Here is a 20189-nt window from a genome sequence, read left to right as displayed (position 1 = left end):
GTGTCTCCAGCATTTCGGGATCAGTGGATCAGCATGCCGCCGTTGACGTCGAGCGTGGCGCCGGTGATGTAGGAGGACAGCTCCGACGCCAGGAACAGGCAGGAACGGGCCACATCCTCGGCATCGCCCAGGCGGTTCAGCGGGATGCCCTTCAGGATTTCCGCCCGCAGTTCGTCGGTCAGCTTGCCGCCGGTGATGTCGGTCTGGATCAGGCCCGGCGTCACCGAATTCACGCGGACATTGTCCGGCCCCAGTTCGCGCGCCATTGCCTTGGCGAGGCCCAGCACGCCGGCCTTCGCCGCGCTGTAATGCGGACCGCCGAAGATGCCGCCGCCGCGCTGCGCCGACACCGACGAGATGCAGACGATGGAGCCGGACTTGCGCTCGCGCATGTGGGGGACGACGGCCTGGCTCATGTACAGCGTGCCGCGCAGGCTGACGTCGGTCACCGCTTCGTAATTCTTCGGGCCGATGTCCATGAACTTCAGCGGCTGGGTGATGCCAGCGTTGTTGACCAGCACGTCGATTCGGCCGAACTCCTCCACCACGCGAGTCGCGGCGGCGAAGCAGGCGTCGCGGTCGGTCACGTCACAGGCGAAGCCGCGATGCGCCTCGCCCAGCTCGGCGGCGGCTTCGGCCGCCTGCGCGCCGTCGAGGTCCAGGATGATCGCGCGCCCGCCATGCAGCGCGAAAAGCCTTGCGGTCGCCCGGCCGATGCCGCGGCGCGACGCGGCGCCGGTGATCACGCAGACCTTGTTGGACAGCAGCATGCTCGCTCCCTCTTGTCGAAGCAGGCTCCGCCGTGGCGGCACAGGGGGTGCCGCGACGGAGCGTCGGTTTCGCTCGGTTGTGGTGATTTCGATCAGGCCGCCCGATGATTCGTTCAGCCGATGATTGATGTGATCCTATGGTCTTGAGATGAATTCGACAAACGAATAAGATCGCTCATCGATGAGCTGAATTCATCTGAAGGGTGCGATGCGGAAACGGGTCTCCATCAAGGCATTGCAAGCCTTCGAAGCCGCGGCGCGGCTGGGTTCCTTCGCGACCGCGGCGGAGGATTTGGGACTGACGCCGTCGGCGATCAGCCATCAGGTGAAAATTCTGGAGGAACAGTTGGGCCTTCCACTGTTCCATCGTGTTCACAGGTCGGTTGCCCTGACCGACGCCGGCCGGACCTATGCCAACGAGATCATCGGCGCCTTCGCCCGCATGGATGCGGCCACCCGCAACGTCACCAGCACCGGCAGCGGGACGACGATCCTCACCGTCCGGTCGATGCCCAGCTTCGCCACCCAATGGCTGATGCCGCGGCTAAACCGGGTCAAGGCGCTGCATCCCGCCATCGACATCCGGCTGCAGGCTTCGGTCTCGCCCATCGACCTGACGGCGGGGGCGGTGGACGTCGACATCCGCTACAACCCCGGGCCGCCGCCGGCCGGTTGCGTGCTGGAGCAGTTTCCGGAGGACATCATCGTCCCGATGTGCTCGCCGGCGCTGGCGAACGGCCTCAACCCGATCCGGGAGCCGAAGGACCTCAGCCGTCACGTCCTGATCCATTCGGAGGTCAACATCCTGGGCTGGCGCGACTGGATGCGCCGCCATCGCAGCGTCCATCTGGACATGGAGCGCGGCCTGCGCTTCGACCGCTCCTTCATGGCGATCAACGCCGCGGTCAACGGGATGGGCGTGTGCCTGGACAGCCTGCTCCTCGCCCGGCAGGAGCTTCAGTCCGGCCAGCTCGTCGTCCCCTTCCCCACCCACGGGCTACGGGCGCAGGGGCATGGCTTCGTCACGCTGAAATCGACCGCCGCGTTGCCGAAGATCCAGCTGTTCCGCGACTGGCTGTTCGGCGAGCTGGAAGCCGGACGCGAATGGGAGGAGCAGTATCTCGGTTCCCTGGGCGCGGTCGGCAGTTCCGCCGAGGATTGACTTCAACGGCGGAGCATGTGGCCGATCCGCGGGATTCTTCCCGGCCTTGCGCCGGACGGATGTGGCGCGATTTTGGCCTGTGCGCAGGCGTACTGGTAAGCCATGACCAGCAACCCAAGGGCAAAAGCCGGTTCCAATGCCCGGGGAGACAGCATCTCATCACAGGAGAAGCCGGCTCCGAACACGGTCTGCCAGAACATGTCGTCGTCAAGGAACATGACGTTCATGGCCCAGGCCCCGAACCGTCGCCGTTCGACTTCCTTTTCGGAATAGACGATCTCTAAATGATCGCGGCGGGTGTCCTGACAGACCAGGTTGAATGTTTCGTCGACCGCGCGGCTTTCCCCTTCGATCGTCTCCAGGAAAACCCCGCCGCATTCGACCATGAACCCGGTGACCCCAGCCTTCCTGTTGTTCCTGGCGGAGATCAGACACAACTTTTGAATATCGGTGTAGGATAGTAACTTCGTCAATTGGCTGCGAAAGACGATTTGCAACATGTCAGTTCTCTTCACCGGAGAAGCTCTGCACTATTTATTCACTGACCGATTTCCATTAGACTATTCGAATTGAAAAGCCTGTCACTGCGCAAAAAAGCAGGATCGCTTTCCGTGCGGAAATGACAACGAATGGCTGTTTGCGCACGGATCTTTTGGTCAGGCAGCGTGCGGCCGCGATCCGGCCGGCCTAGCCGGAAAACGCAGCCGCTCCCTGCAGTCACTCCGCGGCTTCGCCATAGGCGCTTGCCCTGGACATCCCATTCGGCGCGATGTGCAGAATGCGTTGCGGAAACGGGATGGCAATCCCCAACTCTCCGAAGCGCTTCTTCATGCGCCCGTTGAATTCGCGGCCGACAGTCCACTGCTGGATCGGCAGGGTCTTGATGCGCGCCTTGATCAGGACGGCGGAGTCCTGGAAGGCATCGACGCCCAGCACCTCCAGCGGTTCCAGGATCAGCGGGGCGAAACGCTGGTCGGCGCGCATCCCCGCCCCGATCTCGTGCAGCACAGACACCACGCGGTCGACATCCTCGCGATAGGCCACGGTGACGTCGAACACGTAATAGCTGAAATCCTTGGTCATGTTGGAGATGCTGGTCACCGCGCTGAACGGCACGGTGTGCACCGTTCCGTCGAAATCGCGCAGACGGATGGTGCGGATGGTGATGCCCTCCACCAGCCCGCCCTTGCCGCCGACATTGACCACGTCGCCGACCGAGATGGTGTCCTCGAACAGGATGAACAGACCGGTGATGACGTCCTTCACCAGCGTCTGGGCACCGAAGCCGACGGCCAGACCGACGACACCGGCACCGGCCAGCAACGGCCCGATGTCCAACCCCAGTTCCGACAGGGTGATCAGCGTCACGAAGGTGAGCAGCACCACCATCAGGGCGTTGCGCAGAAGCGGCAGCAGGGTGCGGATGCGCGCGCTTCGCTGGATGGCATGTCCATGGCGGTCGGTGGTCGCCAGATTCCGCTCGATCACGGCGTTGGTCAGCTCCCAAACCGCGAGCGCGATGGCGGCCACCAGCAGGATGGCGAGGCCGGACGCCAGGAACCGCCAGCCCATCGCCGTTTCCAGTGTCCCGCGCACGTCCAGCCCCCAGGCGTCCAGCACGACCAGCCCGGTCACCGCTGCCAATACCCAATGCAGCAACCGCGTGCCGGGCCCGATGTAGCGCTTTATCCGCCGATCGCCCAAGGTGGAACGCTGGCGGTCCAGGCGGAGCCGCAGCGCCGTGGAGCCACGCGCGATCCCGCGCCCGACCATCCGGGCAACCGCGACCGCGACCAGCGACACGGCGGTGGCGCGCAGAACGAACCACAGCCCACCTTCGACATTCAGCGCCCAGATGCCGAACAATGCGACGATGTAGAGGATGGCGACGGCATGCCAGACATTGGCCAGACGCCGGCCGGCGGCGCGCAGAAGGCGGCCTGGGCGCGTCGTTCTCGCCGCCGGCGCCGCGGCCGGCCCATCCTCCACAGGCGGGGGAACGGCCGAAATCTCCCCGCGCAGCCATGAGGCGACGGCGGCACGGCTTTGCAGAACCAACGCCGTCAGCATGAGGGCATCGGCGAAGCCGACCAGCTTTACCAGCGTGTCGTAGGACTGCTCGGGCAGCCCCAGCGTGCGCGCCGTCCCGGCTGCGAACAGGCCATAGACGGTGGAGACCGCGATGGCGCGGCTCCACACCAGCAGCCGCCGCGCCGCCTCATCGCTCATCGGGACCAGCCGCAGGTTGGTGGAGCGCGGCGACAGCAGCCCCCGCATCACCAGGACCACGACCTGCACGAACAGGCTGGCGTTGAGGAAGGCAATCCCCAGCAGCCGCACCGTGCCGGGCGGGTCGATCAGCACCAGCACGCCGAAACCGGCCACGGCGAAGGCGGCGATCGGGGCCAGATCCATCAGCGCACGGACAAGCAGCAGCGGAACCTTGGCGATGGCGGAATGGAACGGCCGTGCCGCCAGGACCGACCGGGGCCGGCGCAGCAGGTGCGTCGCGACCAGCCGGGCAGCATGTCCGCCCACCACGACCAGGGCCAGTTCGGCGAACAGCCAGGCCCATGTCGCCTGCCGCGCCGGATCCAGCGCCTGCCGCTGCAGCCAGCGCATGCCCTGCGGAGCATTCAGCACCACCTCGCCGGTCGTCCGGACCTCCTGCCCCAAATCGTCCAGGCGTGAGGACAGCAGGGTCAGCAGTCGGGTGCCGAGCCCCTCCGGCTCCCGGTCCGATTTCACGGCCTGTTCGGCCTGCTGCAAAGCCTTGAGCTGATCGAGCAGCGCCTCGCGCTTGGCCGGGGTCTCCAGCGAATCGATCAGTCGTCCGATCTCTTTCGGGCTCGGGTCCTGCGCCGTCGCGGGCGCAACGGGCGGGGACTGCGCGAAGGCGGAGCCTGCCGTGGCGATGGCGGACAGGAACAGGAATGCGAGGCAGATCAGGGTGGTGAAAAGGCGGTTCGTCCGTCCGCGGCGGTCTGCGGGCGCTTGCGCGCTGCATTCGACAAAAGCCATGGTCTCCTGGGGCGTTCGATGAAATCGTGGATGGGCGATCCGAGGACAACAAGCGGGAAAAGCCTCTTGTCACGCATCCACTCGCTCTGGGACGGCATAGCCCGTACGCAGGAACGCCGATCACCAACAGGCCAGGGTGGAGCGTCCGGCCACCGAGGCAGCCGAACCTCGCGCACCGGTGCGGACGCGCCGCGGCGGGTTGCCAGGAACACGTCCATGGGCCAGTCTGGCCGCAGCCACCGTTCCGTCAGCCACCTCAAAGGGAAACACCGCAATGAGCGTTCCGCCGAGCGATCAGGTGCAACTCGTCGCCCATCTCGTCGCCAAGCCGGGCCAGGAGCAGGCATTGGCCGACGCCATCACCGCCATCGTCCCGACCGTGCTGAAGGAGCCGGGCTGCCTCGCCTACTCCGCCCATGTCAACCGTGAACGGCCCGGCACCATCGTGATGTACGAGGTCTGGCAGGATCAGGCCGCGCTCGACACCCATGCAAAGGGCGCGGCCTTCACCGGCCTCGCCGCGCAGTTCGATACGCTGCTGGGCGAACCACTGCGGATCGAGTTGCTGCGCCGCATCGCCTGACCTGAGCCGCCGGCTATTCGCCGGCCGCTCCCGACCTGCCGAGACTCTCGCGTGCCGCCTCCAAGATCTCCTCCGACAGGGTGGGATCGTCGACGGCGCGCGCGAGGATCAGCGCGCCGACCATCCCCGACAGTGTGGCGAGGGCGGCCTTGCGCTTTGCCTCCTCCGAGCGGCCCTGCACCAGCCGTTGCAGCCTGTCGATGAACGGGCGCAGGCCCTGGGTAAAGGCGCCGCGCACCGCCCCCCCCTGCCGGGACACATCGACGCCAAGCGCGGCAATGGGACAGCCGGCGGCGCTGTGGTCGCGGTGACGCGGCGACAGGTAACCGTCCAGCAAGGCCGCCAACGCCTCGTCCCCCGGCGGCGTCTCCGCCGACCCGCTCCAGCGTTCCGCCATCACCTCCATCGCGCGGGCGCAGGCCTCCGCCGCCAGATCCTCCTTGGACGCGAACTGGCCGTAGAACCCGCCATGAGTCAGCCCGGCCTCCTTCATCAGGTCGGCGACGCCGATCCCATTGAAGCCCCGCTCGCGGAACAGCCCGCTTGCCACCTCCACGACCCGGCGCCGGTTCTCCGCCGCCTGCTCCTTGCTCACCCGCATGATGCACCTTCCGTGACCGGACCTTGGCCGGTGCCATTCCCGAAAATCGGCTGAAGACCCATTGACAAATTATATGACGCTCATCATCAATTATGCAAACATGATGATCATAATTTAATCACCCCCCGTCGGGATGCAGACCCGGAGACCGCAACCATGCACACCCCTTCCATCCCTCCTTCCAGCCAGGATCCCGTCGTCATCGTGTCCGCCGTCCGCACGCCGCTTGGGCGCTTTCAGGGAGAGCTTGCGGCACTGCCGGCAACCGCACTCGGTGCCCACGCCATCGCCGCGGCGATGGAACGGGCCGGCCTGCCGCCCGCCAGCGTCGGCGAGGTGCTGATGGGCTGCGTCCTGCCGGCGGGACAGGGGCAGGCACCGACCCGGCAGGCGGCCCGCGGCGCCGGACTGCCCGATGCGACGGGCGCCACGACCATCAACAAGGTCTGCGGTTCGGGCATGAAGGCCACCATGCTGGCCCATGACCTGATCCGCGCCGGTTCGGCCGACATCGTGGTGGCCGGCGGCATGGAGTCGATGACCAACGCCCCCTATCTGCTGGCGAAGGCGCGCGGCGGCTATCGCATCGGCCACGACCGGCTGCTGGACCACATGATGCTGGACGGGCTGGAGGACGCCTATGAGGGCGGCCGGGCCATGGGCGATTTCGGCGAGGCGACGGCCGAGGCCTACGGCTTCACCCGAGCCGAACAGGACGCCTATGCGGCCCAGACGCTGACCCGCGCCCGGACGGCGGTGGAAAGCAGCGCCTTCGCGGCGGAGATCGTGCCGGTCACCGTGCCCGCCAAAGGCGGCGACCGGCTGGTCGGGCAGGACGAGATTCCGCTGAAGGTCTCGCCCGACAAGATCCCGGCGCTGAAACCGGCCTTCCGCCGCGACGGGACGATCACCGCCGCCAGTTCGTCCGCCAATGCCGACGGTGCCGCGGCACTGGTGCTGACCCGTCGCTCGGTCGCCGAAGCCGCCGGCCTGCCGATCCTGGCGGAGATCCGCGGCCACGCCACCCACAGCCAGGATCCGGCCTGGTTCACCACCGCCCCCATTCCGGCGATCGCCAAGCTGCTGGACAAGGTCGGCTGGTCGGTGGACGACGTCGACCTGTTCGAAATCAACGAGGCCTTCGCCGTGGTCGCCATGGCGGCACAGCGCGACCTCGGCATCGCGCCCGACCGGCTGAACGTCAATGGCGGAGCCTGCGCACTCGGCCATCCCATCGGCGCCACCGGCGCGCGGCTGATCGTGACGCTGCTGCACGCGCTGGCGGCGCGCGGACTGACCCGCGGCGTGGCCTCTCTGTGCATCGGCGGCGGAGAGGCGACGGCCATCGCCATCGAGCGCATCGGCTGAGGCTTCCGGGCAGACCGGGGAAACCGAAACCGCTGGACCAACGGCGTAGGGGCGTGCGGGTTTCGTTCAAAAATCCCGCGTCCAATCTTCAATACGACTGCCGCACGCTCCGGCACCCTCCCTGGACTTATCCGCCCGCCCACAAGGCATGCGGCGGACCAGAGGAGGTGCAGCATGAAACCAACCCGATGGGCCGGCCGTCCGGTGGGCAGATGGACGGTAGGCAGATGGGCGGCCGGTGGCGCATTGGCCTGCCTTGCTGGTGTCGGCGCGTTCCTGGGGATCGCCTACCGAAGCGGCCTGCCCACCGTTCCCACGCCCAAAGCCTCCGACTTCCCGGCGGAACTGGTGTCCCGCGGTGCTGCGCTGGCCACGGTCGGCGATTGCATCGTCTGCCACACCGCGGACGGTGGTGTCGCTTACGCCGGCGGCCGGGCATTGGCGACGCCGTTCGGCACGCTCTATTCCACCAACATCACGCCGGATCCGGCAACCGGGATCGGAGGCTGGTCGAAGGAGGCTTTCAAACGCGCCATGCGCGACGGGGTGTCGCGTGACGGCCGTCATCTCTATCCCGCATTGCCCTACGACCATTACCGCTGGGTGCATGACGGGGATCTGGACGCGATCTACGCCTTCCTGATGACCCGCCCGGCGGCCTCCGCCCCGGCCAAGGCGAACGACCTGATCTTCCCGCTGGGCTTCCGCCCGTTGCTGGCCGGCTGGAAGCTGCTGTTCCTGCATCAGGAGGAGTTCACGCCGCGGCCGGACCGCGATGCGGAGTGGAACCGCGGCGCCTATCTCGCCGAAGGTCTCGGCCACTGCAGCGGCTGCCACAGCCCGCGCAACCCGGCCGGGGCCGAGGAAACGGGCAGCAGCGCCTATTCCGGCGGCATGGCCGAGGGCTGGGTGGCGCCCGCGCTGAACGGCGCCAGCCCGGCCGCCCTACCCTGGACCGCGGACAACCTGTTCAACTATCTGCGCACGGGCGTGGACGGCCGCCATGGCGCCGCCGCCGGGCCGATGGGACCGGTGGTGCATGGCCTGTCCCGCGCGCCGGAGGCCGACGTCCGCGCCATCGCCACCTACATCGCCTCGCTGTCGGCGAACCGCGCCGCTCCGAAAGCGCCCTCCCCTCCGGACCGCGCGGCGGAGGCGGCCAAGGCGAACCCGGCCGGCGCCACCCTGTTCGCCGGGGCCTGCGCCGGCTGCCACGACGGCGGCGCGCCGATGATGACGCAAGGCCGGCCCGGCCTGTCGACGGTGACCGCCCTGCAACTCGACCAACCCGACACTGCGATCCGCGCCATCCTGCAAGGTATCCGCCCGCCCACCGGACCGGCCGGACCGACGATGCCGCCCTTTGCCGCCAGCCTGACCGACGCGCAGGTCGCCGACCTCGCCGCCTATCTGCGATCCCGCTTCAGCGACCGCCCGGCCTGGACCTCGCTGGCGACGGCGGCCGCCACGGTCCGCAAGGAGGAGTCCCAGCCATGACCGTCACCCTCACCGTCAACGGCGCCGAGCACGCGCTGGACATCGACCCGGCCACGCCGCTGCTCTATGTGCTGCGCGACGACCTGGAACTGAACGGGGCCAAATACGGCTGCGGCCTGGGCCAGTGCGGCGCCTGCACCGTGCACATCGACGGCAAGCCCGCCTTTTCCTGCCTGACGCCGGTCGGCGCCGTCGCCGGCCGCCGCGTCCGCACGGTGGAGGGGCTGGGCAGCGCGGAAGCCCCCGGCCTGCTGCAGCAGGCTTTCGAAAAGGAGCAGGCCGCCCAGTGCGGCTACTGCATCGCCGGAATGCTGATGCGCGCGCAGGCCCTGCTCGACCGCGTCCCCGACCCCGACGAGGCGCAGATCCGCGCCCACTTGCAGACCAACCTCTGCCGTTGCGGCACCCACATGCGCATCCTGCGCGCCATCCGTCGCGCCGTCGCCATGCGCAGGGGTACCCAAGCGGCGCAGGAGGTGCGGCCATGAGCCCCGTCCTGTCATCCGTCTCCCGCCGCGGCTTCCTGACCGGCGGCGCCCTGGTGGTCTCCTTCGCCCTGGCGCCCAGGGCCTTCGCCCAGCTCGCCGGCGGCGGCGAGGGCGGCGCCGGCCCGGCCGTCGTGGCGCCCGACCTGAAGGGCAGCCTGAAATCCACGCCCTGGCTCGACGCCTGGATCCGCATCGACGCCGATGGCCGGGTCACCGTCTTCACCGGCAAGGTGGAACTGGGTCAGGGCATCCGCACCGCTCTGACCCAGGTCGCGGCGGAGGAATTGGACATCCCGCCCGCCGCCATCACCCTGGTCACCGCCGACACCGAACGCACGCCGGACGAGGGGCTGACCGCCGGCAGCCATTCCATGCAGGACAGTGGCACCGCGATCCAGAACGCCGCCGCCAACGTCCGCATGCTGCTGGCGGCCGAAGCGGCGCGGGTCTGGGGACTGCCGGCCAATCAGGTGACCACCGGCGGCAACGGCAGGCTGCGCGCGCCGGACGGTCGAACCCTGCCCTATGGCGAGGTCGCGGCCCGACTGTCGCTGCATGTGCAGGCAATGCCCGACGCGCCGCTGCGCCGGCCATCGGACTACCGCACGATGGGCCGGGATCTGCCGCGGATCGACATCCCGGCCAAGCTGACCGGCGGTGCCGCCTATCTGCACGACATGCGCCTGCCCGGCATGCTGCACGCCCGCGTCGTCCGCGGCCCCAGCGTCGGCACCAGCCTGCAATCGCCCGATCTCGACGCCGTCGCCCGCATGCCGGGCGTGGTGAAGATCGTCCGGCAAGGCGGCTTTCTGGCGGTGGTGGCGGAGCGGCAATGGACGGCGATCCAAGCTCTACGCCACCTGCAACGGGCAACCTACGCCCGCGCCACGCAACCGCCCCTGCCGACGGACGGCACCGGCGACGCCGTGGCCGCGACGCTGAAGGCTCTGCCGGCGCGCGACATCCCGATCATGGACACCAGCGAACCGGCGGGACCGGCCGTCCGCACCGTCAAGGCACGATACACGCGGCCCTGGATCAGCCACGGCTCCATCGGCCCGTCCTGCGCCATCGCCCAGTATGTAGACGGCACGATGTCGGTCTGGACCCACAGCCAGGGTACCTTCGACGTCCGCCGCGTCGTCGCCGAACTGCTCGGCCTGCCGCCGGAGAAGGTCCACGCCATCCATGCCGAGGGCGCCGGCTGCTACGGCCAGAACGGCGCCGACGACGTGGCTGCCGACGCGGCAGTCATCGCCAAGGCCCTGCCCGGCCGTCCCATCCGCCTGCAATGGATGCGCGAGCAGGAGTTCGGCTGGGAACCGCTCGGCCCCGGCATGATGACGGAGCTGGAGGCGGCGCTGGGCGCCGACAACCGCATCGTCTTTTGGCGCCACGCGGTCTGGAGCAACCCGCACAACAACCGCCCGGTCGGGGCCGGCGGCGTGTTGGCCGGCAACGAGGCCGATCCACCCTTCCCCGCCCCCGAAGGCAAGCCGATCCCGATGCCGGAGGGCGACGGCAGCCGCAATTCCAACCCGCTCTACAGTTTCGCCAACACCCATGTCGTCTATCATTTCCTGAAGGACATGCCGGCGCGCGTTTCCGCCCTGCGGTCGCTGGGCGCGCATCTGAACGTCTTTTCCATTGAAAGCATGCTGGACGAGCTGGCCGCCGGGGCCGGCATCGACCCGCTGTCGATCCGCCTCGACCATATGCGGGACGAGCGGGCGCGTGACGTGATGCAGGCGGCGGCCGACCGCTTCGGCTGGTCGAACCGGCCGAAAGGCGACGGCCGGCGCGGTTGCGGCATGGCCTTCGCCCGCTACAAGAATCTCGGCGCCTACTGCGCGGTGGCGATGGAGGTGGAGGTCGATCGCGAGACCGGCCGGACGCGGGTCCGCCGCGCCGTCGCCGCGGTCGATTGCGGCCAGCCTGCCAACCCCGACGGCGTGCGCAACCAGATCGAGGGCGGGCTGGTGCAATCGCTCAGCTGGACCGGCCGGGAAGCGGTGCGCTTCGCCGCCGACCGCCGCGCCAGCTTCGATTGGAGCAGCTATCCCATCCTGCGCTTCGACGATGTGCCGGGATCGGTCGAGGTGCTGGTGATGGACCGCCCCGGCGCGCCGTTCCTCGGCACGGCCGAGGCGGCGCAGGGACCGTCCGCCGCCGCCCTGGCCAACGCCATCGCCGACGCCACCGGCGTTCGCCTGCGCGACATGCCGCTCAGCCCCGAACGGCTCAAGGCTGCACTCGGTCCGGTATGAGAAGGGAAAAGACCATGAAGACCCTGCGTGTGAGGATCGTCGGCGGCTCCGTCGGCGGTCTGTTCGCCGCCGCCCTGCTGCGGCAGGAGGGGCATGACGTCCGCCTCTATGAGCGCTCCGGCGGCGGGCTCGCCGGCCGTGGCGCCGGGCTGGTCGGCCAGCGCGACCTTTTCGCCCTGCTGCGAGCGGTGGGATGCGAGCATGTGGCCCATGTCGGCGTCGTCGCCCATGAACGCATCTTCCTCGACCGCGCCGGCGAAATCCGGCAGCGGCAGGCGACACCGCAGATGCAGATCTCCTGGGATCATCTCTACGCCACGATGCGCAGCAAGGTGCCCGACGACGCCTATGTCCTGGGCCGCACCGTCCTGGGGGTGGAGCAGGACGCCACCTCCGCCAGCCTGCGCTTCGACGACGGCAGCCGGGAGGAGGCCGATCTGGTGATCGGTGCCGACGGGCTGGGCTCCATCGTTCGCTGCGCGGTGGTGGGCAGGCACGCTGCCAACGAGTATGCCGGCTATGTCGCGTGGCGCGGGCTGGTGCCGGAACGAGATCTGCCGGCGGAGGCCGCCATCCTGCTTGACCGCTTCGCCTTCTACGACATGCCGCAATCGCACACATTGGGCTATCTCGTCACCGGGCCGGCGGCGGAGACCGCGGTGGGGGAGCGGCGCTACAACTGGGTCTGGTACCGGCGGGTGGCGGCGGCCGAACTGCCGGCGCTGCTGACGGACGCCCAGGGACGCCACCATCCCTATTCGCTGGCGCCCGGGCAGGTGCCGAGGACATTGGCTGCGAGGCTGCGGCAGGATGCAGCGGACCTGCTGCCGCCCCCCTTCGCGGCGGCGATCGCGGCGGAGCCCCGCCCCTTTGTCCAGGCCATCTTCGATTACGAGGTGCCGGCGATGACACGCGGTCGGGTGGCTTTGCTGGGCGATGCGGCGTTCGTGGTCCGTCCGCACACGGCGATGGGCGTCGCCAAGGCCGCGGGCGACGCCCTGGCACTCGCACGGCATCTGTCCGCCCACCGGGAGATCGAGATCGCCCTGCAAGCCTATAACGAGGAGCGCCATCCCGCCGGCGCCGCCATCGCCGCCTATGGGCGCCGGCTGGGCACGATGCTGGAGTGAGCCATCACACCAAGGGCTAGCAGCCGTAAAGCCATGGCACGGGGCCGGCGACCCCAGCGTGCGATTCCGCGACGCACCCCAAGCCGGGCAAACTCCCTGCACGCCATGTCACGCAGGGAGTCCCCCGATGCTTCAGCCAGTCGCCGCCGATGACAGGACGGTCGCCACGCTGGTGACCCGCGCCCTTGCCGTGCTCGACCATGATCCCAACGGCGCGCGGCTCTGCCTCGACCGGCTCGCCTCCCTGGTTGCGGACCGGCGGAACGAGCCGGCAGCCATCGCCACACCGTCCCAGCCCAGAGGAGGACTGGCCTCCTGGCAGCTCCGCCGAGTGACCGACCATATCGAGGTCAACATCGCCGGGCCGATAAGGGTGGAGACGCTGGCCGCCCTCGCCGGGCTCAGCAGCGGACGCTTCATCGACGCCTTCAAGGCCAGCACGGGCGTGACACCCCACGCCTACATCATCGAACGGCGGGTGAGATTGGCCCAGCGCCTGATCCTGGAAACCGACGAGCCGCTCTGCCAGATCGCCTTCAGCTGCGGCTTTTCCGATCAGGCCCACCTGACGCGCCTGTTCGGCCGGGCAGTCGGCCAGACACCGATGCGGTGGCGCAAGGCGGCGCGGCGTTAGCACGGCGCCGAACCCCGGGCCGGCGGCCGTCTCAGTCGCGGTTTACGCCGAGCGCTTCGGCCAGGCGCACGAGGTCGGCGAGCGCCCGTACCCCCAGCTTCTTCATGAGGCTGGAGCGGTGAAGCTTCACGGTGATTTCGCTGATGCCAAGCTTGGCCGCCACCTGCTTGTTCAGAAGGCCGCGGGTCACCCCCGCCATCACCTCCTTCTCGCGCGGGGTCAGGGCATCGTAACGGGCGCGGCCGTCGGCAAGAATGCGGTCCTGACCGCGCCGTTCGCCGTCCCGGGTCAGCGCCGCCTCCACCGCGTCGAGCATTTCCTGATCCCGGAAGGGCTTGGTCATGAAATCGAAGGCGCCCGCCTTCATCGCCTGCACCGACATGGGAATATCGCCGTGGCCGGTGATGAAGATGATCGGCACGCGGATGCCGCGCGCATTCAACTGGGCCTGGAATTCCAGCCCGCTCATCCGCGGCATGCGGATGTCCATCACCATGCAGCAGGTCACGTCGGAGAACTGGGCATCCATCACGTCCTGGGCCGAGGCGAACAGGCGGGTTTCCAGCCCGACCGAACGGAACAGGCTGTCCAGCGAGGAACGCAGCAGCGGATCATCATCGACGATCAGCACGATCCTGCGGTCCGAAATGGTCTGCTCGGCCGGTCGGCCGGCCGTGGCGGGGTGCATGGTCTACGATCACTCGCTGTTGCAGCGGCAGGGTTGCGGCGGCAGGGTTCCGACGCCCGGGCAACCGAAGAACCGGCTGGCGTGCGAAGGGGCCGCGCCATGATGAACCGCGCCCCCCGCGTCCGGCACCTGACCTTTGGTATGGGGTTCCCCCACCCAAGGTTCGCAGGCACCTCGCGGACGTATGGTTCTGCCGGCCGATAAAGTCACCCATAGTGAAGGCGGCATTTCCATCAGTCAGCAAGGCCGCCGCCATGAGCCCATCGGGCTGCCCGTTCCCGTCCGCACCGGCCGCAGCCTCTCCGGCTGGGGATGTCGGCCGTTAGCCGCGATGCATCCGGCCCCCGTCAGCGCGACCATTGCGATCGTCGAGGACGACCCGATCGTCCGCAACAGCCTGGGCAGCCTGATCCGCTCCTTCGGCTATCGCATCTCTCTGTTCGCCTGCGCTGAGGATTTCCTCGACTGCCCGCCCGACGGCGTCGGCTGTCTGATCTCGGACATCACCATGCCGGGGATGAGCGGGCTGGACCTGCAGGAGGCCCTCAAGGCCCGCATGCCGGAAATTCCGATCCTTCTGCTGACGGCGTTCCCGGACCCGCGGATGCGTGACCGGGCGATGGCATCGGGTGCCCGCCTGTTCCTGGAGAAACCCGTCGATCCCGACGATCTCCACGCCATCCTGCACCGGATCCTGGAGGACAGCGAAACAGCCTGACGCACCACCCCTATCCCTTTCGGAGAGGGGAATAAGCCGTTTGGCGGTTATACCGCCGTCGATGACTGATGTATCACCGGAGCGGGAGCCCTTTCACGCAGCCAGCAAGGTCCGATGGCGTCCGGTATCGATCCTCTCCGGGACAGGGAAACACCTGTTTCCACCCGGCCCGCGGCACCGGCTGCGGAGTGGCTGGACGACGCCCGGCGCGAGCTGCTGGCCACCGACGGCAACCGCAGCCTGCTGCGGCTGACAGGAGCCGACGGCGTCAGCTGGCTGGCCGCGCGGGCAGGCTGGGCCAACGAGGCCGCCGGCCGGCAGATCGACCATGAGCTGAGCCTGAAATCCCTGCTGGAAGAGGACTGGGCCCTGGTCCCGCTGGACTTGCGGCTGACCCGCGACGGACCGGCGCTGATCTACCCGGACGATGGCGGACAGCCCTTGTCCGCCCTGCACAGGCCGCCCCTCGACCAGTTCCTGGAGGTCGCCGCCCAGGCTGCCGGGGCTCTTGCCGAGGCCCACCGACGCCATCTGCTGCATGGCGCACTGTCTCCGCAGGCCCTGATCCTCACCCCGGCCGGGAAGGTCCGCCTGACCGGATTTCAGGCGGGACAGGCAGAGGGCGAGACCGGACGGCGCCCCACCGCCTACTCCGCACCGGAAACCGCCGGACCGGAGGGGCAGCCGGGCGACGAGCGCAGCGACCTCTATTCGCTGGGCATCGTGCTGTTCGGTCTGCTGACCGGCCGCCTGCCGCTGACCGGCGGGTCCGCCGCGCAATGGCTGCACGCCCATATGGCGGTGCGGCCGCCATCCCCCGGCAGCCTGCGTCCGGATGTGCCGCCGATGGTGGACGCGCTGATCCTGAAACTGATCGCCAAGGCGCCCGACGACCGCTACCAGAGTGCCGCTTCGCTGGCCGACGACCTGACGCGCTGCCTGCGGGACTGGTCCGCCCATCGGGACATCCCCGCCTTCGAACTGGCGCGGGCCGACCGCATCCGCCGGCTGGCGCCGCCCGATGCCCTGCTGGGGCGGGAGGAGGAACTCGGCCGGCTGGGCGATGCCTATGGCCGTGCCGCGGCGGGCGGGCGGGGGCAACTGGTCTTCGTCGGCGGCGCCCCGGGATCGGGCAAATCCGCGCTGGTCGCCGGCTTCATGCGGCACCGGCTTCCGGCGGATGCCCGCATCGCCGCCGGCAAGACCGATCAGTATCAGCCTGCCGTCCCCTACGCCCCGGTGCTCCAGGCGTTGCGTCGGCTGGCGGCCGCGGTGGTCGCCGGTCCGCTGGAGGAACTGGAGGCGTTGCGCGCCGGTCTGGCCGAACGGCTGGACGGGCAGCTGGCGCTTTTGCTCCACCTGTTGCCCGAGTTCGAGCCGGTGACCGGACCGGCCGCCCACACGCTGGACGATCCGTCGAGCCAGCAGCCGCTGCGCATCCGCCGCATACTGACCGGCGTCCTGCAGGCCTTCGCCCGTCCCGGTGCGCCGGTCCTGCTGTTCCTGGACGACCTGCAATGGGCCGACGAGGCGACGCTGGCCTTCATTCGCGCCATCGCCGACAGTCCACCGCCGGGCCTTATGGTGATCGCCGCCTATCGGGACACCAGCGCCGACATCCAGCCGAGTTTCCTCGGTTTCCTGTCGGCCTTGCGGGATGACGCGACGGCGCCGGCATGGATCGCCCTGCGGCCGATCGGCCCGCAGGCGACCGCCGCCCTGGTCACGGCCGTGCTGGACGAGCCGGTCGACCGGGCGGAGGACCTGCTGCGGCTGATCGGCGAGAAGACCGGCGGCAACCCGCTGCACATCCTGCAGCTTCTCCGCACCCTGGCGGATGACGGGGCGCTGCGCCACGACGCCGGCCGCTCGGCCTGGACATGGACGGCCGGAACGGCGGCCCTGCTGCCGGGCGGCGAGACGGTCACCGACCTGCTGGTCGTCCGGCTGCGCCGGTTGCCGGCCGCCAGCCGGACCGCGGTGCGGCTGCTGGCCTCCATCGGCAATGGCGCCGATGACCGGCTCCTCGCGTCGGTCGCCGGCCTGCCGCCCGCCGCGGTGCAGGCCGCGCTCGCGCCTGCGGCTGCGGCGGGGCTGGTGCTGCACGGGGATTCCGGCGGCTGGGTGCTGGTGCATGACCGCGTGCAGGAGGCCGCCTATGGGCTGACGCCGGAAGAGGACCGCCCGGCGCAGCATGCGGCCATCGCCTCGGCCATGCTGTCTCTGTGGCCCGACCGCGGTCCGGAGGAACTGTTCAGGATCGCCGCACAGATCGAGCTGTCACTCGGCTCCCAACTGTGTGCCGAGCGGGCCGATCAATTCGCCGGCACCCTGATCGACGCGGCGGGTCAGGCGGTCGCCGCCGCCGCGCGTGGCCGGGCGCTGACCTATCTGGCAGGTGCCGACCGCATCCTGGGGGCGGAGCGCTGGACCCGATCCTACCCGTCGGCATGGCGAGCGGCGGTGCTGACGGCCGAATGCCTGCTGGCCAGCGGCGACGCGGCCGGGGCTGACCGCGCCATCGACGGGCTGTTCCGCCACGCCGACGGCGCCATCGACGGCGCCGAGGCGTACCGGCTGAAGGCTGCGCGGCTGACCGTGGCGTCGGATTTCCGCGGCGCGGTGCGGGTGGCGCTGGAAGGATTGGCGCAGTTGGGGATCGACCTGCCCACCGATCCGCCGCCGGGGGCGGTCGCCGCCACTTACGACCGGATCAGGTGCCTGCTGGATGGCCGGCCGGTCTCGGCCCTGGTCGACCTGCCGGCGATGGACGATCCGTGCATGGAAGCCGCCATGGCGCTGCTGACGGCGCTGGAGGCGGCCTTCTTCTACCCGTCGGCCGATCTGGTGCATCTTCAGCTCGCCACCATGGTGGAATTGACGCTGAAGCATGGCGTGACCGCCGCCTCGGCCCAGGGAATCGCGTGGTTCGGCGTCTCCTTGGCGACCGTCTTCGACGAGTATGTGGAAGGGTTCGCCTACGCCTCGGCGGCGCTGCAACTGGTGGACCGCCACGGCTTCGAACGCTATCGCACCCCGGTGCTGGTGGCGCTGGATCAGGTCAGCCCCTGGACACAGCCGCTGTCCTACGGCTTGGCCCACGTGCGCGAGGCCAAAAAGGTCGGGCACCAGTGCGCCGAGCTGCGCATGCTCTGCTACAGCTGCAACCACATCGTCTCCGACCTGCTGGCGATGGGGGAGCGGCTGTCGGCGGTGCGGGAGGAGACGGACCCGTTGATCGCCATCGCGCGGGACGCGGGATTCGACGACATCGTCGATCTGATGTCGACCCAACAGGACTATGTGCAGTCGCTGCAGGAGAACGCCGGCCAGACGGTGGGCGCTTGGGAAGCCGCCTTCCAGGATCCCGCGACGGCACCGGGCCGCACGCCGATGTCGGCGCTGTATTTCTGGACCTGGCAGCTGCGCGGACAGGCGGCGCTCTACCACCGCGACTTCGCCCTGGCTCGGGCCAACCTGACGCCGGCCTTCGGCATGACCTGGGCGGCACCGGCCCATATCTCCGTTGGCGAACTGACCTTCTACAACGCCGTGCTGCACACCCAGGATCCCGGCTCAGATCCCGCAGCGGCGCGGGACGAGGTGGCGCACTGCCGCCGGCGGCTGGCCCTGTGGGCGGACATCAATCCGCTGACCTTCCGCAACAAGCTGGCCCTGGTCGATGCGGAGATGGCGAGGCTGGACGGACGCGACGTCGAGGCGATGCGTCTCTATGACGACTCCGCAGCAGCGGCGGCTGCGGCCGGCTTTTCCCATGAACAGGGACTGGCCCACGAACTGGCCGGCCGCCATGCCCGGTCGCTGCAGCTTGGCTATGCCGCCCGCGACCAGCTGAGGCTGGCGTCGGCCGCCTACCGGCGCTGGGGGGCGTTGGCCAAGGTGAAGGGGCTGGAGGCGGAATTCCCCTTCCTGGCCGGCGACGGCCCTGCCGACGCCCGTCAGGGCATCGAGGATCTGGACATGGAGCTGGTGCTGAAGACGGCCCATGCCCTGTCGGAGGAGATCCTGCTGGACCGGCTGGTCGAGCGGCTGATGGTCAACATGATCGTCCATGCCGGTGCCCGGCGCGGCGCCCTGCTGCTGATGCGCGGTGACGAACCGCGGGTGGAGGCGACGGCGACCGTGGTCGACAGCGACATCGTGGTCCGGCTGACCGACGACGTGCCGGCGGAGGATCGCGTGCCGGCCGCCGTCCTGCACACCGTGCTGCGCACCCGACGGACGCTCTCATCCGGCGATGCGGCGACCGCCGGCGCGAAGGCGGGGTCGTTCCTTTGCCAGCCCCTGATCAAGCAGGGCCGGCTGGTCGGCGTCCTGTATCTGGAAAACGACCTTGCGCTGAACGTCTTCACGCCGCGCAAGGCGGCGATGCTGGAGGTGCTGGCCCCGCAGGCAGCCAACGCGCTGGAAGCGGCCCGGCTCTACACCGACCTGATGCTGGAGAATCGCCGCCGCCAGGAAATGGAGGCGGCCCTTCGTGTCGCGCGCGCCGATCTGGCGCGGGCAAGCCACCTGACGGTCATGGGCGAACTGGCGGCTTCCATCACCCACGAGATCAGCCAGCCGCTCGCCGGCATCGTCGCCAGCGCCGGCGCCAGCCTGCGCTGGCTGAAGGCCCCCACTCCCGACGTGGCGGAGGCCCTGTCGAACCTGGAGGACATCCGCACCGCCGGTCTGCGCGTCGCCGATATCCTGCGCGCGCTGCGGTCGCTTGCGAAGCAGGCCCCCCTGGTGCTGGAGCCGCTGTCCGTCGATCCCCTGGTGGAGGAGGTGCTGACCCTGACCGCCGACGAGATCGGCAAGCGCGGCGTCCGCCTGACCGCCGATCTCCGCGGTGACGGCGTCCAGGTGCGGGGCGACCGCACACAGCTGCAGCAGGTGGTTCTGAATCTCGTCACCAACGCGCTGGATTCCATGGCCGACCATGGCGGACAGCGCGAGCTTCTGGTCGAAAGCCGGGTGACCGACGGCGTGCTCGCGGTCAGCATCGGCGACACCGGCAGCGGCATTTCCCCCGACATCCTGGCGCGGATCTTCGATCCCTTCTTCACCACCAAGGACAGGGGCATGGGAATGGGACTGTCCATCTGCCGCTCGGTCATGTCCGCCCATGGCGGGACCCTGTCGGCGGACAGTGACAGCGGCGGCAGCCGCTTCACCTTCACCCTGCCCGTCGCAGCGGACGGCAGTGTCACGTTCACCTGAACGAGGCGGGAGTTCAGATATGCCAGCGACCTGGAC

General features: G+C 69.2%; 15 protein-coding genes. 10 read left to right on the top strand and 5 right to left on the bottom strand.

The features are described from left to right. Positions 1-20: 20 nt before the first annotated feature. Positions 21-770, bottom strand: coding sequence for an SDR family oxidoreductase (locus TSH20_RS07535; protein WP_085091592.1), 750 nt, complete (start codon positions 768-770; stop codon positions 21-23). A gap of 208 nt (positions 771-978) precedes the next feature. On the opposite strand from TSH20_RS07535, the gene gcvA reads away from it, so the two are divergent. Continuing rightward, entirely contained in the window at positions 979-1932 is a 954-nt protein-coding gene (gcvA, locus tag TSH20_RS07530) for a transcriptional regulator GcvA (RefSeq protein ID WP_109074144.1), read from the top strand. Between the two features lie 2 nt (positions 1933-1934). Here gcvA and TSH20_RS07525 read toward each other — a convergent pair whose 3' ends face one another. Together TSH20_RS07525 and TSH20_RS07520 are read right to left on the bottom strand one after the other, a co-directional pair. Further along, positions 1935-2432, bottom strand: coding sequence for a BLUF domain-containing protein (locus TSH20_RS07525; protein WP_109074143.1), 498 nt, complete (start codon positions 2430-2432; stop codon positions 1935-1937). A 217-nt stretch (positions 2433-2649) separates the two neighbouring features. Next, entirely contained in the window at positions 2650-4953 is a 2304-nt protein-coding gene (locus TSH20_RS07520; RefSeq protein WP_109074142.1) for a mechanosensitive ion channel domain-containing protein, read from the bottom strand. A gap of 274 nt (positions 4954-5227) precedes the next feature. Between TSH20_RS07520 and TSH20_RS07515 the strand changes: the two genes are divergently transcribed. Then, positions 5228-5536, top strand: coding sequence for a putative quinol monooxygenase (locus TSH20_RS07515; RefSeq protein WP_109074141.1), 309 nt, complete (start codon positions 5228-5230; stop codon positions 5534-5536). A gap of 13 nt (positions 5537-5549) precedes the next feature. On the opposite strand, the gene TSH20_RS07510 is transcribed toward TSH20_RS07515, so the two are convergent. Further along, complete coding sequence (locus tag TSH20_RS07510) at positions 5550-6137, bottom strand: TetR/AcrR family transcriptional regulator (protein ID WP_109074140.1); 588 nt, start codon at positions 6135-6137, stop codon at positions 5550-5552. A gap of 156 nt (positions 6138-6293) precedes the next feature. Here TSH20_RS07510 and TSH20_RS07505 point away from each other — a divergent pair, with 156 nt between their 5' ends. From TSH20_RS07505 to TSH20_RS07480, 6 genes are all read left to right on the top strand, one after another. Then, positions 6294-7505, top strand: a complete 1212-nt coding sequence (locus tag TSH20_RS07505) for an acetyl-CoA C-acyltransferase (RefSeq protein WP_109074139.1) — start codon at positions 6294-6296, stop codon at positions 7503-7505. A gap of 174 nt (positions 7506-7679) precedes the next feature. Next, positions 7680-9002 (top strand): cytochrome c, encoded by a 1323-nt coding sequence (locus TSH20_RS07500; RefSeq protein WP_109074138.1) that lies wholly within the window; start codon positions 7680-7682, stop codon positions 9000-9002. Beyond that, on the top strand, positions 8999-9490 hold the full coding sequence (locus TSH20_RS07495) for a (2Fe-2S)-binding protein (protein ID WP_109074137.1): 492 nt from the start codon (positions 8999-9001) through the stop codon (positions 9488-9490). Before TSH20_RS07500 ends, TSH20_RS07495 begins: the two co-directional genes overlap by 4 nt. After that, on the top strand, positions 9487-11757 hold the full coding sequence (locus TSH20_RS07490; protein ID WP_109074136.1) for a molybdopterin cofactor-binding domain-containing protein: 2271 nt from the start codon (positions 9487-9489) through the stop codon (positions 11755-11757). Before TSH20_RS07495 ends, TSH20_RS07490 begins: the two co-directional genes overlap by 4 nt. 14 nt (positions 11758-11771) lie before the next feature. Further along, positions 11772-12887: an FAD-dependent monooxygenase gene (locus tag TSH20_RS07485; RefSeq protein WP_109074135.1), complete on the top strand. Its 1116-nt coding sequence runs from the start codon at positions 11772-11774 to the stop codon at positions 12885-12887. Positions 12888-13014: 127 nt separating this feature from the next. Beyond that, on the top strand, positions 13015-13521 hold the full coding sequence (locus TSH20_RS07480; protein ID WP_158281966.1) for an AraC family transcriptional regulator: 507 nt from the start codon (positions 13015-13017) through the stop codon (positions 13519-13521). A 31-nt stretch (positions 13522-13552) separates the two neighbouring features. On the opposite strand, the gene TSH20_RS07475 is transcribed toward TSH20_RS07480, so the two are convergent. After that, a complete protein-coding gene (locus TSH20_RS07475) occupies positions 13553-14209 on the bottom strand; it encodes a response regulator (protein ID WP_109074133.1) in 657 nt (218 codons plus the stop codon). A 184-nt stretch (positions 14210-14393) separates the two neighbouring features. Between TSH20_RS07475 and TSH20_RS07470 the strand changes: the two genes are divergently transcribed. After that, positions 14394-14927 (top strand): response regulator, encoded by a 534-nt coding sequence (locus TSH20_RS07470; protein WP_199231907.1) that lies wholly within the window; start codon positions 14394-14396, stop codon positions 14925-14927. Between the two features lie 114 nt (positions 14928-15041). Continuing rightward, on the top strand, positions 15042-20153 hold the full coding sequence (locus TSH20_RS07465; protein WP_109074131.1) for an ATP-binding sensor histidine kinase: 5112 nt from the start codon (positions 15042-15044) through the stop codon (positions 20151-20153). Positions 20154-20189 lie beyond the last annotated feature (36 nt).

Origin of the sequence: Azospirillum sp. TSH20, from assembly GCF_003115935.1 — a bacterium.
Lineage (GTDB): Bacteria > Pseudomonadota > Alphaproteobacteria > Azospirillales > Azospirillaceae > Azospirillum.
The sequence above is the reverse complement of the archived record's forward strand: the minus strand, read 5'-3'. Positions and strand labels throughout refer to the sequence as shown.

Coding starts and splice junctions, on each gene's coding strand:
- TSH20_RS07490 (WP_109074136.1), top strand. CDS start 9,487: ATGAGCCCCGTCCTGTCATCCGTCTCCCGCCGCGGCTTCCTGACCGGC.
- TSH20_RS07520 (WP_109074142.1), bottom strand. CDS start 4,953: ATGGCTTTTGTCGAATGCAGCGCGCAAGCGCCCGCAGACCGCCGCGGA.
- TSH20_RS07505 (WP_109074139.1), top strand. CDS start 6,294: ATGCACACCCCTTCCATCCCTCCTTCCAGCCAGGATCCCGTCGTCATC.
- TSH20_RS07510 (WP_109074140.1), bottom strand. CDS start 6,137: ATGCGGGTGAGCAAGGAGCAGGCGGCGGAGAACCGGCGCCGGGTCGTG.
- TSH20_RS07495 (WP_109074137.1), top strand. CDS start 8,999: ATGACCGTCACCCTCACCGTCAACGGCGCCGAGCACGCGCTGGACATC.
- TSH20_RS07475 (WP_109074133.1), bottom strand. CDS start 14,209: ATGCACCCCGCCACGGCCGGCCGACCGGCCGAGCAGACCATTTCGGAC.
- gcvA (WP_109074144.1), top strand. CDS start 979: ATGCGGAAACGGGTCTCCATCAAGGCATTGCAAGCCTTCGAAGCCGCG.
- TSH20_RS07470 (WP_199231907.1), top strand. CDS start 14,394: ATGGTTCTGCCGGCCGATAAAGTCACCCATAGTGAAGGCGGCATTTCC.
- TSH20_RS07515 (WP_109074141.1), top strand. CDS start 5,228: ATGAGCGTTCCGCCGAGCGATCAGGTGCAACTCGTCGCCCATCTCGTC.
- TSH20_RS07525 (WP_109074143.1), bottom strand. CDS start 2,432: ATGTTGCAAATCGTCTTTCGCAGCCAATTGACGAAGTTACTATCCTAC.
- TSH20_RS07465 (WP_109074131.1), top strand. CDS start 15,042: ATGGCGTCCGGTATCGATCCTCTCCGGGACAGGGAAACACCTGTTTCC.
- TSH20_RS07480 (WP_158281966.1), top strand. CDS start 13,015: ATGCTTCAGCCAGTCGCCGCCGATGACAGGACGGTCGCCACGCTGGTG.
- TSH20_RS07500 (WP_109074138.1), top strand. CDS start 7,680: ATGAAACCAACCCGATGGGCCGGCCGTCCGGTGGGCAGATGGACGGTA.
- TSH20_RS07535 (WP_085091592.1), bottom strand. CDS start 770: ATGCTGCTGTCCAACAAGGTCTGCGTGATCACCGGCGCCGCGTCGCGC.
- TSH20_RS07485 (WP_109074135.1), top strand. CDS start 11,772: ATGAAGACCCTGCGTGTGAGGATCGTCGGCGGCTCCGTCGGCGGTCTG.